Annotated in this window: 12 protein-coding genes and 1 pseudogene; 6 read left to right on the top strand and 7 right to left on the bottom strand. The window is 38.8% G+C overall.

Features of this window, described 5'->3' with window-relative positions; all coding sequences use genetic code 11:
* Positions 1-133: 133 nt before the first annotated feature.
* The 4 genes and pseudogenes from ACM5QX_RS10450 to ruvC form a co-directional block, all read right to left on the bottom strand.
* Positions 134-781 carry an HAD-IA family hydrolase gene (locus ACM5QX_RS10450; RefSeq protein ID WP_414753448.1) on the bottom strand — a complete coding sequence of 216 codons (648 nt, stop codon included), beginning with the start codon at positions 779-781 and terminating at the stop codon, positions 134-136.
* Between the two features lie 310 nt (positions 782-1,091).
* On the bottom strand, positions 1,092-2,003 hold the full coding sequence (locus ACM5QX_RS10445; protein ID WP_414753447.1) for an exosortase-dependent surface protein XDP2: 912 nt from the start codon (positions 2,001-2,003) through the stop codon (positions 1,092-1,094).
* Between the two features lie 400 nt (positions 2,004-2,403).
* A pseudogene (locus tag ACM5QX_RS10440) lies at positions 2,404-2,592 on the bottom strand (universal stress protein); the annotation flags it as partial.
* A gap of 67 nt (positions 2,593-2,659) precedes the next feature.
* Positions 2,660-3,151, bottom strand: a complete 492-nt coding sequence (ruvC, locus tag ACM5QX_RS10435; protein WP_414753446.1) for a crossover junction endodeoxyribonuclease RuvC — start codon at positions 3,149-3,151, stop codon at positions 2,660-2,662.
* Positions 3,152-3,322: 171 nt separating this feature from the next.
* Between ruvC and ACM5QX_RS10430 the strand changes: the two genes are divergently transcribed.
* On the top strand, positions 3,323-4,693 hold the full coding sequence (locus ACM5QX_RS10430; RefSeq protein ID WP_414753445.1) for a gluconeogenesis factor YvcK family protein: 1,371 nt from the start codon (positions 3,323-3,325) through the stop codon (positions 4,691-4,693).
* A 303-nt stretch (positions 4,694-4,996) separates the two neighbouring features.
* On the opposite strand, the gene ACM5QX_RS10425 is transcribed toward ACM5QX_RS10430, so the two are convergent.
* Positions 4,997-5,236 (bottom strand): hypothetical protein, encoded by a 240-nt coding sequence (locus tag ACM5QX_RS10425; protein ID WP_190565236.1) that lies wholly within the window; start codon positions 5,234-5,236, stop codon positions 4,997-4,999.
* 308 nt (positions 5,237-5,544) lie between these two features.
* Here ACM5QX_RS10425 and tsaE point away from each other — a divergent pair, with 308 nt between their 5' ends.
* A complete protein-coding gene (gene tsaE / locus ACM5QX_RS10420; protein ID WP_011317014.1) occupies positions 5,545-6,003 on the top strand; it encodes a tRNA (adenosine(37)-N6)-threonylcarbamoyltransferase complex ATPase subunit type 1 TsaE in 459 nt (152 codons plus the stop codon).
* Positions 6,004-7,191: 1,188 nt separating this feature from the next.
* Here the strand turns inward: tsaE and ACM5QX_RS10415 are convergent.
* The gene (locus ACM5QX_RS10415; protein ID WP_414753444.1) at positions 7,192-8,364 is read right to left on the bottom strand and encodes a patatin-like phospholipase family protein; all 1,173 of its coding nucleotides are present in this window, start codon (positions 8,362-8,364) and stop codon (positions 7,192-7,194) included.
* Positions 8,365-8,470: 106 nt separating this feature from the next.
* Entirely contained in the window at positions 8,471-9,790 is a 1,320-nt protein-coding gene (locus tag ACM5QX_RS10410) for a dihydroorotase (protein ID WP_414753443.1), read from the bottom strand.
* A gap of 291 nt (positions 9,791-10,081) precedes the next feature.
* Between ACM5QX_RS10410 and lepB the strand changes: the two genes are divergently transcribed.
* The 4 genes from lepB (at position 10,082) to ACM5QX_RS10390 (ending at position 14,302) form a co-directional block, all read left to right on the top strand.
* Entirely contained in the window at positions 10,082-10,729 is a 648-nt protein-coding gene (gene lepB, locus ACM5QX_RS10405; protein ID WP_011317017.1) for a signal peptidase I, read from the top strand.
* A gap of 107 nt (positions 10,730-10,836) precedes the next feature.
* Positions 10,837-11,625, top strand: coding sequence for an MOSC domain-containing protein (locus ACM5QX_RS10400; protein WP_414753442.1), 789 nt, complete (start codon positions 10,837-10,839; stop codon positions 11,623-11,625).
* A 640-nt stretch (positions 11,626-12,265) separates the two neighbouring features.
* Entirely contained in the window at positions 12,266-12,421 is a 156-nt protein-coding gene (locus ACM5QX_RS10395) for a hypothetical protein (protein WP_153228449.1), read from the top strand.
* Positions 12,422-12,466: 45 nt separating this feature from the next.
* Positions 12,467-14,302 (top strand): EAL domain-containing protein, encoded by a 1,836-nt coding sequence (locus ACM5QX_RS10390; protein ID WP_414753441.1) that lies wholly within the window; start codon positions 12,467-12,469, stop codon positions 14,300-14,302.
* The last annotated feature ends 176 nt before the right edge of the window (positions 14,303-14,478 follow it).

The raw sequence follows: 14,478 nt of genomic DNA, 5'->3' as shown, positions 1-14,478 counted from the left end.
ACTTTGTTTGCTGGCATTGATATAGCCTGTCAACTCCTAGACTATCGCAATAGAAGGATTCCTAATTCAGACAACGGTTCTCGATATGTCCTGTCACCGAAAGTTATTAACTTATTACATATCGTGGGGTATTTTATGAGCGATCGCATTTCATCGCGTAAATATTATCAAGCCGTTTTTTAAGAAATTTCATATTAGAAAATACATTAGTTCTTTCCTCTGCTTCTTCCTCTGTTGAATATTTAAAAGCATAGATTCCGGCTGAATGTGCGGCTTGAATTCCGACATCGCTATCTTCAATTACAACACAAAATTCAGGAGGAAAGCCCATTTTATTAGCTGCGTATAAGAATAAACCTGGGTCGGGTTTCCATGAGCCTACATCATAAGAGCTAAACAAGCGATCGCCAAAATAATGCGATATATTTGTGACATTTAGAGCCGTGCGAATTTTTGCCATTGGCGCGCTTGAAGCCACGCAAATAGGATATTCCAGAGTTTCAAGCATCTCTGGAACGCCTGGGATTGGTTGCAAGTAAAATTCAAATAGTTCATTCACTTTTTGACGATATATTACCTCAAAATCAACAGGTAACCTTACGCCATATCTTATTTCTATATCCGCTAAAATTAAAGCTAATTTTCTACCACGATATCGATAAATCAGACTATCAATTGATTCGTTGATAAAAAGTAGTAAATCGATAAATGCTTGGTTACAAAGTCTCTCGCTATCAACCAACGTTCCATCTAAATCAAAAATGATACAAATATTCTTCATTTATGAACAATGACAAAAGAAATTATTACGTTTCAAATCGTTGACGGTTAACAGTCAACCGTCAACAGCCAACTAACTTTGATAAGGGCGCGGTAGTTGACGCAATTTATGAGCAGTGTCTAATTCACTATTATTTTTTCTGCCATATCCCCAACCTACAATGCGACGATATTCACCCATAATCCCACTGTCAATTAACTCATCCTCTTTGACTGCAACATTGGTATGAGATTGGGGTGCATTGGTAGGGCAAACCTAAACGCAGACATTGCAATTAATGCAGAGTTTATGGCTGACAAGCTCGATTAAATCAGCCTCTAACTTGTGTCCGACGTTTGAAGAGGATTCCGACACTAGTAACAGCTAGTAAACTTACAAAAGTAGCAGGTTCAGGAACAGTTTCAATATTAGCTGCCACAATTTTAAAGTCTGGGCCGTTATCTCCAGGAACGTTAGAATTCGCCCTGTTATTATTAGCACTGGTTAATCTTAATGTTTTTGTGCCAGTTCCATTCAAAGTAATACCGATAGAACCGATATTGAAAGGCCCATTATTCAGGATTGGCTCAACTACTGTACTAATGTTATAGTCAGCTTTGGTATAGTTTTGTCTCAAGATTTTGTAACTAGCGATAACAGCATCGTTATCATCTAAAGCTTCTACCAATAAATCGCTATCTCCAGCAATATTTGAGCCTGCTGCTCCACCACGTTCCCAAAAGAAGAAGGTATTCACTGGATTAGCAAATGAAACTTCGATAATAGCTTTATCTGCGTTTTCTCTTGTGACTAAAATACTATTTAAATTTAAGTTTCCTAAAGTACTGACAATATCTTGAGGAGTTGGATTTGGTTTTGAAGGCCCTTCTGGGACTAAGTTATCATTAGCAGTATTTGGCCCTCGTCCTGAATGGAGTACACCAAAAATATCACCATTAGGCAAAGTGTAAGTATCATTTTGAAGAATCGTGGCTTCTGTAACAACTTCAAAGTTAGAAATTTTTCTACTATTGAATTCGACTGAATCTAGCCGGATATCTCTAGTTGGGTCATTGAGTAGTTGGCCTGTGGGATCATTAATCGCAGTGGCAGTAACATTGGTTTTAAACGAAAATGCACTGAATGTTGCGGCTTGAGCAGGTAGTGTCACCAAAAAACAACCCATTGATATAGAAGCAACACTTGTCAAGAGCTTAATTGTTTTTACCAACACAATTTTCATTCGTATTACACCTGAGTAGACATTACAAAAATTTGCATCAGTGAATCAAATAGACTATTCAGCAGGATAAATTTGGACACAAAATCAAAATCATGTGACCAAATTTCTGCGTTTATAAAAGTCTCAAATCTTTTCACAACGCTATTGATTAGTCCTTTTGTCTGGGGAATATTTCAATAAAGGACTTATTAACTACTAAAACTCGATTAAGTTACCGTAGATAAAAGAAATATCTCATAGCTTTTTGCCTGTGTCAATCATCAGTACTTTTGATCGGGAGTTAGGCAGATTTTAAGCAGCAAATACCCTAATTTTTAATTATTGGCTGGCTTCAGGCTACTCTACGAGAACGCTTATCGGCGAACCCGTAAGTATTGCAAAAAACAGCGAATTATTATGGTCAAGGTAAAATAATTGTCACGACTGGACATTGAGCTTTACTAACAATGGCATCAACTCGGTGACCAAAAAAAGCCCTGTCTGTAACCATACGGTTATTGCTAAACAAAATAATTAAGTGTACCGTATGAATTTGGGCATAGGTGAGGATTTCTCTTTCTGAGTTGCCGTGGAAAATATCAGTTTTGACTACAAATGTGCCAGGTAGTTTCCGACTTTATTCTCCAGTTTCCAACTATATTCTCTTTTGAGAAAAATCACATTTGATACCAAGCTGTCAAAGCTACAGCCAAAGCATCAGCAGCATCATCAGGCTGAGGAATTTCTGCTAAATCTAACTCTCGTGCTACCGCCTCTTGCACTTCAGATTTATCAGCGTTGCCATATCCCGTTAAAGCTAGCTTAATCTGTGCTGGTGTAAATTCGACATAAGGCAAATGGTGCTGTGCTAAGGCTAACATTACTACACCTCTAGCTTGTGCCACAACAATTGTACTTGACATACGATAGAAGAACAGTTTTTCAATTGCGACTACATCAGGCTGTAAATTATCAATCACTGTGTGCAAATCATCGAACAAGGTACACAAGCGTTGCCCAATCTCGATATCTGCTGAGGTTTTGATGACTCCAAAGTCCAAGATATTGACTTTTGTACTTTGTAGTTGGGTTAAGCCTGGTGTACAAGTAATTGCCCCAAATCCTAAAATTGCCAGTCCTGGGTCTAATCCTAAAATTCGCTTTTCCATTAAATTATCTTTTACCAAGTTATGGTTTGATGGACATACTGGCAGCCTTGATGACTTGCTTTTAGTTTAAGTGGAACTAAAAAAAGGTTTCATAATTTCATACTTGGTGTTAAAACCATTTAGTGTGCATTTTCTGTTAGTTATTGTTTGTACCACGGCTCCGAATCAGGTATGTCAATCGGTTTTCTCAGACAAGCCCTCAACGCATTGCAACAGCAGTCACGCAGTCGAACTTCCCATCGGGTGAACCAGTGGTTCAAATGGTTGTCCCCTGGATTATCGATAAAACGCTGGTTGCTAATCAGTGTTGGGGGTGTATTGCTAGCGATTTTAGGGTTAGCTATTTGGGTGAAGCTGACTCCCATTTTTTGGCTGTTGGAGTTGGTTAGGGGTTTCTTGGGAGCTGTCGCTAACATTTTACCCAACTATATCAGTGGCCCTGTGGTTATTTTGGGTGGTTTGTTATTGTTGCTTTGGGGACAAACGCGCACTGTCGGCTCGATTACTCAGGTTTTAAGACCGGATGCGGAAGAAGAACTCATTGACGTACTGTTAGCCCATCGGCGCTTGTACCGGGGGCCGAAAATAGTAGTCATTGGTGGTGGTACGGGGCTATCTACTTTGCTTAGAGGATTAAAAACCTATAGTGCTAATATTACGGCTATTGTGACCGTAGCTGATGACGGTGGCTCTTCTGGGAGGTTACGTCAAGAATTCGGTGTTTTACCACCGGGAGATATTCGCAACTGTTTAGCAGCCTTAGCAGATGAAGAAAAATTATTGACTGAGTTATTTCAATATCGTTTTCGGGCTGGGGATGGTTTAACTGGTCATAGTTTTGGCAATTTGTTCTTAACCGCGATGAGTGATATCACTGGTGATTTGGAACGGGCTGTAGCTGCTAGTTCCAAAGTCTTAGCTGTGAGAGGACAAGTTTTGCCTGCTACTCTCAGCGATGTTCGCCTCTGGGCAGAATTAGCCGATGGTCGCCGCATCGAGGGCGAGTCTAGCATTCCCAAGGCTGGCGGTAAAATTGTCAAGATTGGTTGCATTCCGGCTAATCCTCCGGCTTTGCCAGCAGCTATTAAGGCCATCAAAGAAGCCGACTATATTATTATTGGCCCCGGTAGCCTCTATACCAGTTTAATTCCTAACTTATTAGTATCAGACATTGCTGATGCGATCGCCCAATCCCAAGCCCCTCGGATTTATGTCTGCAATGTGATGACCCAACCGGGGGAAACTCAAGGATATACCGTTGCTGACCACATTCGCGCCATTGATGCAGCTTGTGGACAAAGACAACTGTTTGATGCTGTGCTAGTACATAAAAAATCCCCTTCAGCCCAATCACTCATCCGTTATGCTCAACAAGATTCCCATCCTGTGTTCTTAGACAGAGAAGCTGTCTCTCAACTAGGGAGAAGAATTGTCTTAGCTAATGTTTTGTACGAGGACGAAACAGGATTTGTGCGTCACAATCCCCAAAAGTTAGCCAAAGTCCTATTGAAGTGGTATGGTGGAGCGCATCATGGAAAGTGAAGAGAATCACTCATGGTAAGAGATGGTATAACTTAACTTGGTTAGGGCAACAAATAGTATGAGTATGATTGTCCCAATCAAGGATAAAAGAATTTTTGGTAAACCTCTTGGCGCTTTTGACTGTTTACTTCTCTTTGGGCTGATTTTTCTTTTACTCTCTGATTACTGAATTGGTGTTCTAGAATCTCAATAATAGTGTGTTTCCCGCCTTTGCTGTCCAGACAAGTTATATCTAATCTAAAACCACTTTAAGAATTAAATCCAGTTGACATTCCCTTTGATCAAAGTAAAACTTAGCTTTATTTAAGAATTAGACGGTTTATCCTGCTTGACTTTATCCTGCTTGACTTTTTTAATTACTTCCATATATACATTAATCTCACTAACTTCTACATCATGCTCAACTCTGGTTACTTTCCATCTCTCTTTTTGTAAATATACTTCCTCGCCGACTCTGGGAATAAATTGTAAATCATAGAACTTTTTGACAAAATCCTTTTGATTTTCTTCCCATAAAATAACTTTAACTGCTTCTCTACTCATTAGATCAGTCCTAATTTTTGACTAGGTTAAACTCAGTAATCTGATGACATACACATGGAAATTTTATATTACTAATTCCATCAAATAGCGTATTTAAAACCACATTTTCTCTATATTGGGACTCATACTTGATTTTTGAAATATTAAGTAGGGTGGGCATTGCCCACCAAAACCATGAGCCTGTACCCTATACCCTCTTTCAAGACAGACATTAAGATGCAGAGGGGTAAAAGAAAATGATTAGCAACCAATAACTGTACAGACGCGATTAATCGCGTCTCTAACAACTGACAACTGACTATTGACCAATGACTAAAATTTTTCTTGCAGATAAAGAGTCAACACTCAACTTAGGTATTCTCTTAGGAGAAACTTTAACTGCTGGTAGCGTGATTTTACTAGAAGGTGATTTAGGTGCTGGTAAAACTACTTTGGTACAGGGCTTGGGTAAAGGTTTAAGTATTACTGAACCCATTGTCAGTCCTACTTTCACTCTGATTAATGAGTATATAGAAGGACGTATACCCCTTTACCATCTGGATTTATACCGCTTAGAGCCACAAGAAGTATTAAGTTTAAATTTAGAAATTTATTGGGAAGGGATTGAGGTAATTCCGGGTATTGTAGCGATTGAGTGGTCGGAACGAATGCCCTACAAGCCAAGTACCTACATTAACGTACTTTTGACTTATGGCGATGAGGGCAGTCGTCAAGCCGAAATTACACCATTCAATTGCACCATCAGCGATTTAATTGCTACCAAGTGAATGATTTTATTTCCGAATTGGGTAAAAACGCTGCCTAGTACTGTTGTAATATTAGGGCTATTTACCACTGAGTAGAAACAGTAAAAAAGTTACCCCAAATTACATTAGTTTTATCCTAAATTTACCAGCACATCAACGCCATACCCAATCAATCTCTACATGATAACGACAAAATTTTTACTGATAGTCGAGGCAGAATTTCACACTCGTTCTATCTACCACTACCGCGCTCATCACAGAAATTCACTAACATAATTGCCTTCATAATCTTAAAATCGGTGAATTACTTTTCAACAGAACATTTGGTTACTTTCTCCATCTACTGAGATTAGCTACGGTTGCATCTTCTCATCATCAGTCTTGTTGTAGATGGTTAAAAAAATCAAATCTAAGTGTCTTCAAGAACTTTATGCAGGTGATATCTAGGAATTTGGAAGATGTTTTTAATACCTGCTCTTTCGGAAAATTAGATTGATATTAAAAATGACATAAACTTGTCCTCTGGTAGATCGTATAGCTGATAAGGCTTACAGCAGACTTTTATTAAATCAGTCAATACTGGTAAAGTCTTTTTATTTTTTGCACCATTGTTATTCTTATTGACCTATTCCTTGGATTATCTCTGTAAAATTTGTTCTAAATTGTGCAAGAACAAATACTGATTTATATTTTCTTGCTAGGTTTTGCTCAGTAATGTTAGTATCCTCAGCAATCCCATGCCCAGAAGGATTAAAGAGTCAGAGATGTAAGAAATAGGTTTTTAGAACCTACAAATCAGGTGCAGATAAAATTTTTATATGTATAAAACATTGTTTTCACGAAAATTTGCCCGTTTACTTAACCCTATTTTTCTCTACAGTTATTTGGTAAAAAATCCGGATAGTTAAATGCAAAAAGCTAATGGGGAGAAGTAAAAGGCTTACTACTTTCCGTACTAGCTGCCAATCTATCCGCATACTTAAGTGTTCCCAAAACAGATTCAGGATATATACCCGTAAAGTTACTAATTATTAACTTATTAATTAAATTAATCAAACAAAAACTTTATAAAAAAAAATCTTATATTAACAATCGGTTGACCAAGTTAAAGCTATTTCTAAGGTGCTGGACGAGACGGACTACGCCAATATAACTGATCACTGAAACAATACTGACCCTAGTAGGGATAGAATTTTTTACGTAAATATGCTAATTAGCTTGAATAAAAGATGCGATCGCATCTTTTACTTGAGGCCCACAGTCATTTCTGGTATAGAAAGTACAACCTTTATCAATAAACTTGGATGTGGCATCGATGAGATATCTCAAAATATCGTCCCTAGTATCATCCATCTCTTCCGTAATTGGAGTTTGGGTAAATCTGTTAACTCTTTGTCCTGGCTTGAGGACTTGACGAGTGTCTTTGTAGGATTCCACTTTGTTAGGTTGAAATCTTTCATTTAAATCAAACTGAAGACGTAAATATCTTTGAGAATTAAATCCACCCATAATTTGCCGGCAGATTGTACTACTAACTTCCGATGTCGGCTCCATAAATATATCAATAATATGTTGCGCCCAATCTATGCCTCGCCAATTTTGCACCTGATCAAATGAATATGGTTCGCCAGTTTGACCTGTACCAATAGAAAGGATAGCAATATCATCTAAATTGATCCCATCTAAATTATGTTGTTGTTTGATTGCAGAGGAGACTGAAGATTGAGACAACCTCATTACCAAACTGAGTGCGGCTAGTGCTGGGTTATTGGCAGCGATTCCTCCATCAATGTGAGGGAATACCCAATTTCCATATTTTTCTTTATTTACAGGCTCTAATTTATATGGGGGAAAAAAGGTAGGAGCTGCGGCTGAAGCGGTACAAATTTCCCATAGGTAACAATCATCATACCATCTATCGCCCAAGTCGGGATGGCAATTAGTAAAAAATGTTGTGTTGCGATAAAGAGTATCGTAAGCGAGAATCAAAATTATCGGGCCTTCCACATCCTTAATTCTTGTGTCACCCAAAACATTTTTCAGGACATTAATTAGCCCTTGATGAGAATATTTAGGCAGTGAAAAAGCTTCAATCAATGGTTGCAGGAAACTGGGAATTTTTTTGTAGCGTTCTTTTCTTTCGATAGGAAATATTTGCTGACCTTGTTCCTGATACAGTTGAACTAGCTCACTACTATTTTTTTTCGCGGCAATTCCCGCCGTTAATATGGAACCTGTGGAAGTGCCGGCGATTAAATCAAAGTATTCGTGTAAAGACTTCCCTTGCTGCTGTTGAATTTGTCGCTCCACTTCTTGGAGGATGCGTGCTGTAATCACGCCGCGTATACCACCACCATCCAGACTCAATATTTTGAAGGACATTTTAATTCTCCTTGGTAGATTAGGGGCTGGGGATCAGGGAAGAATGATTTCTTTCGCCTAAATCTGTTTTACAGTTGTAATCTACGTAATAGGAGAATATTATTTGCTACACGAAACTTAAAGCTTGACCGCGCACTTCGGTGTTTAACTTGCCTTTGTGGTAGACAATCTGACCGCCAACTATGGTTGTGTCGGCCCATCCCGTGAGGTTCCAGCCTTCAAAGGGACTCCAGTGACATTTGGTTAAGAGTTCTTCGCGGAGGACGGGGCGGTATGTATGCAAATCAACAAGTACTAAATCAGCATCGTAACCAGGGGCGATCGCACCTTTATTGGGGATACCATAAGCTACAGCTACAGCTTTGGACATCCAGTTGGCTACTTGGGCAATGGTACATTTCCCCTCCATTGCCGCCGTCAACATCACAGCCAAAGATGTTTCTACCCCAGGCATCCCAGAAGGACTGTTGGGATAGGGTTGGGCTTTTTCTTCTAAGGTGTGGGGGGCGTGGTCTGTAGCGATAAAATCAATCACACCATCCCGCAACGCTTGCCATAAAACTTCGTTATCGTGGGGCGATCGCAAGGGCGGATTCATCTGTGCTAATGTACCAATACGGTCATAATCACCAGTATTCAAGACTAAATGTTGTGGTGTGACCTCGGCTGTTACCCAACTAGGTTTGTCTTGGCGCAGTAATTCGGCTTCGTCGGCTGTGGACATATGCAGAATATGTAACCGACGCTGGTATTTTTTAGAAAGTTTTAATGCCAACTGTGTTGCTAACAGTGCCGCTTGATTATCTTGAATTTGGGAGTGAATTGCCGGGTCTTGAATCCCCGCAAATTCTTGACGGCGCTGGTTAATTCTGGCTTGGTCTTCGGCATGAACAGCAATGAGGCGTTGACCTTGAGCAAATATCGACTCCAGTACAGCATCTTGATCAACCAACAACTGACCGTGCATTGAACCCATGAAAATCTTAATGCCTGGTGTTGGGTTGGCGGCTAATAATTCTGGTGTGTTCTCCCCCGTAGCCCCAATAAAAAACCCATAATTTACCAAACACTTACTAGCAGCCCGTTGTAACTTATCATCTAGCGCTTGCTGGGTAGTTGTCAGGGGGCGCGTGTTGGGCATTTCTAAAAAAGAAGTCACCCCACCTTTGGCACAGGCGCAGCTGGCTGTAAACAAATCTTCCTTATGTTCTAGCCCCGGTTCGCGGAAATGCACCTGGGGGTCTATGACTCCTGGCAACAAAGTCAAACCTTTCGCGTCAATCTCTGTAGCTGGTGTAGTGTTGACTATTTCTATCCCTACTTCAATGATATGGCGATCGCGTATCAGCACATCTCCCAGCAAAAATTCACCATTCGGTAAAAGGATGCGAGCGCCGCGAATTAGCAAACTTTGTGGAGAGGACATAAAACTAACAATTTTTCAACCAGGAGCTATAGACTATAGAAAACTATGCTTTTAGGTCAATCTCAACAGCACTTTTTGTAATATTTTTTTGCAGTTATTTACAAAAAAGATTATTTTGCTCTTATGAGTCAGACCACTTGCTAGGGTCAACAGTCCAGAGTCAGAAGCCATAACTAATGACCAACTACAAATAACTGATGACCACCTAATCTGCTTTCTCCCGTTAAGATTAACAAATATAGTCTCCCTCAGCGAGTTAATTACTTACACTTTTCTTACTTCAGTAATTTCATGCAAAATCAAGTGTCTGACAACAATTCTAGTAAACAACCTGATAATTCTTGGATCGCAGAGCTAGGTAGAACAGTTGTATTAAGTATTGTTCTCGCCTTGGGCATTCGTACCTTTGTGGCTGAAGCACGCTGGATTCCTTCTGGCTCGATGGAACCCACTCTCCACGGAACCCCCAACCAGTGGGAAGCCGACAAAATTATTGTTGATAAGTTGAAGTATAGATTTTCTCAACCACAGAGGGGAGACATTGTAGTTTTTTCCCCTACAGAAGAGTTACAAAGGGAGCAATACCAAGATGCCTTTATCAAACGGGTGATTGGCTTACCTGGGGAAACCGTAGAACTCAGAAACGGCAGAGTATATATCAATAAAAAACCCCTTAATGAAGGGACATATCTCGACTCCAAACAAGCCACAGTCATTGATGTCTGTACATCAGGTCAGCAACCAGCTTTCTTAACGAAACCCCAGACTATACCTGCTGACTCCTATTTAGTGCTAGGAGATAATCGTAATAGTAGCTATGACAGTCGTTGTTGGGGTGTTGTCCCGCGTCAAAATATTATTGGTCGTGCAGTTCTTCGTTTTTGGCCACTCAACAATGTGGGAGAAATCGATAAATCGCCTCTATACTCTCCAAAGTAAAAAACTATATATAAAACAAAGGCATAGTCAACAGTCCACCGTCTGGGATTTTTGTTTCACAAGCCATAAACCAATGACTGTTGACTATTGGCACAGAAATTTTTAAGATGCCTTACCTAGCTAAAATCTTAATCTACCCAATTAAATCACTAGACGGGGTGGAAATCCAACAAGGACGAATAATCAACGGTGGTGCGCTAGAGCATGACCGTGAGTTTGCTATATTTGACGAACATTCGAGAGTGGTGAACGGCAAACGAAATCCCTCTATTCATCAATTACGTTCCTATTTTCACATCTCCCATCGAGAAATATCGCTTCAATTTCCTGGAAAAGATTCAGAATATGTCTTTCATCTAGACGAAGAAAGACAAACACTAGCAGCTATCTTGAGTGATTTTTTTGGCTTTGCCGTCACCCTAGCGCAAAACTCCCAAGGAGGATTCCCTGATGATTTACAATCACCAGGGCCAACAGTAATTAGTACCGCAACCTTGGCAGAAGTAGCTTCTTGGTTTCCTGGTGTAACTATCGATGAAATGCGCCGTCGAATGCGTGCTAATCTGGAAATTGATGGCGTTCCGGCATTTTGGGAAGATCAGTTATTTAGCGAATCAGGTGAAGTTCTTTCTTTCCAAGTTGGAGACGTGCAATTTTTTGGTGTTAACCCTTGCCAGCGTTGTGTAGTTCCCACAAAAGACTCTTTTTCAGGTGTCGCTTATCCAAGTTTTCAAAAAATATTTGTTCAAAAGCGTCAAGCTACATTGCCGGAATGGTCTGCTACATCTCGTTTTAATCATTTTTATCGTTTAAGCGTAAATACAAAATTACCCAGTTCGGAAGCAGGGAAATTCATTAGTGTGGGCGAAGAAATTAAAATTATCTATAAAAATTGAGATTTTTTAAAACAAAATAAACATACTCATTCGGGATAAATCTAACTACTAAGTAGTAAATACTTGCCCCTTGCGTCTTTATGTATAAAATTTTACCAATCATTTTGTCTTCAATTGGTAAAAATAGCGACATTTTTCTAGTACAAAATTTTTTGGTTAAACAGTGTAAATATATCTGGCAACTCATTGAATAATACATATTCATGTATTGTCAGGTGCAATAGAACAAATTATGGTGTTATAACAAAGTTTAAGCCTTGATATCAGAAAGAAGCACCCCAGTAGACCAAATATGCCTAAAGATATTTTAGTATCCTTTGACATAAGTATCAGCTACTTGCTTGATGATATTTGCTATTGTAGACAGTACTAACCCTTAAGCTCAAAGTAGCTGATATATCGTAGATTCCCTGGGGTTAACATTGAGAAAATTTTTTACAAATGATGTTAGTCAAACTTCAGTCCGTCAACTCCTGTTACTGCTCAATTGGCAAAAAATTTACTAAAAAGTCCCTCAGATTATTCCTCATTGTGCCTTTTGTCCTGCAAACGTATTTGGCGGCGGAAACAGTGAGGCATCTAGCGTTGCAAAATGGGCAGGGAATATTAGATTATTACCACACAAGGAGAATATCGCATCTTGGTAGTAGATGATGTGGCTGACAGTCGGTTGTTGGTGAAACTCCTGTCATCTATTGCTTTTGTGTTGTATGAAGCCATACGCTTCATTCGCTCTTCTGAAACAGTTACTCCAGAAAAATCAACTTTATCATTTTCTGAAGGATTTACTAAATAACTATCAGGTTGAAAAAACTATGGCACTAACTAAAACAAATATAGAATGAATTATAAACAGTTAGACCCATATAAAAAGGATATTTTGATTATTGATGACATGGCAGACAATCTGCGCGTCTTGTCATCAATTCTTGCTAGGGAAGGATATAACGTTCGTAAAGCCTTAAACTGGCAAATGGCTTGTACAGCTTGTCAAACATTATTACCTGATTTGATTTTGCTTGATATTATGATGCCAGAGGTAGATGGTTATGAAGTTTGTCAAAGATTTAAAGCTTGGGAACTGACATCTGATATTCCAGTAATTTTTATTAGTGCTTTAGATGATGTTTTTGACAAAGTTAAGGCTTTCAAAGTTGGTGGGGTAGACTATATTACTAAACCTTTTGAATTAGAAGAAGTCTTAGTACGTGTAAAAAATCAAATAGAATTGCGAACGGCAAGAATAGAAATCTTAACGCTGAATGCTGAATTAGAACAAAGAGTGAAGCAGCGTACTTGGGAGTTAGAAAAGGCTTTGCAAAAACTCCAAATAGAAGTTAGTGCGCGTCAAAAGTTACAAGGCAAATTGCTGGATATGGCGCTCCATGACGCTCTTACTGGTTTACCAAACAGAATTTTGTTTATCAGGAGATTAGGAAAAGCTTTAAATCGCGCTAAAGAAGAATCTAATTATCAATTTGCAGTACTATTTTTAGACTGCGATCGCTTCAAAGTTGTCAATGATTCTTTAGGGCATTTAGTAGGGGATGAATTACTTATTTCTATCGCTAATAGACTCCAATCTTGCCTCACAACAGACTCTACTCTAGCAAGACTAGGCGGTGATGAATTTGGCATTTTGTTAGAGGATATAAAAGACATCCGCATGGCAATTCAAATAGCCGATTACATTCTGCAACAACTATCTATGTCTTTTAAACTGTCTAGATACGAAGTTTTTATGAATGTCAGCATTGGTATTAATTGGGGTCATCAAGGATATGATCAACCAGAATATCTGCTGCGAGATGCTGATACAGCCATGTATCGTGCTAAAGATTCAGGAAGGGCTAGATATCATGTTTTTGACCCAGCAATGCACGAGGAAGTGATCAAAGCCTTAGAAAAAGAAAATGACTTACGTAGGTCAGTGGAAAAACAAGAGTTTGTTATTTATTACCAGCCAATTATTTCTCTGACTACAGGCAAAATCTCTGGATTTGAAGCACTTGTTCGTTGGCAGCATCCAATTCACGGTTTGATTGCTCCGACAGAATTTATTCCAGTAGCCGAAGAAACTGGTCTAATTAATATTATCAATATGTGGGTGTTGCAGTCCGCTTGTCAGCAACTACGCATCTGGCAATCTCATCCAATGACCCCTAAAAATCTCAGTATTAGTGTTAATTTAAGCGCGAAATTATTTTTGCAGACTAATTTCATAACACAAGTAGATCAAATTATCAAAGATACTCAAATAGATCCATCTAATTTAGAGCTAGAAATCACAGAGACCGTGATTATGGAAAATAATAATGAAATTAAAGTAATTCTCCAACAATTAAAGGAGCGTAAAATTAAATTGATAATGGATGACTTCGGCACAGGTTATTCGTCCCTGAGCTATTTACATATATTTCCTTTTAATGCCCTAAAAATCGATAAATCATTTGTTAATCGGATGTTGGATAATCAGGAAAATATGGGATTAGTACCTGCGATGATTAGCATTGCTGCATCTATGGGTATGTCGGCGATCGCAGAAGGAGTTGAAACCCAAGAACAATTGGAACAACTGAAGAGTTTAAAATGTGATTTTGCACAAGGATATCTATTTTCTCGACCCATAGCTCAGAACATGGTAATGGATTTTATCGCCTTAGCAACCAAATGGTAATTTGGTTTGCTATTTCTGATTTATATTTTCTCAATTCATATCTATATAACTTTATTTTTTAGCAATTTGATGCTATCAATCTCATCAAAATATTTGTTTAGTTAAGGCAATTTTTATATAAGTCCGTCCAAACAGCATTTAATATATTTATGAGGGGATAAATAATAAATTTTAAT

Origin of the sequence: Anabaena sp. CCY 9910 (assembly GCF_963920875.1) — a bacterium.
Lineage (GTDB): Bacteria > Cyanobacteriota > Cyanobacteriia > Cyanobacteriales > Nostocaceae > Trichormus > Trichormus variabilis.
This window is presented reverse-complemented; position numbering and strand designations above follow the sequence as displayed.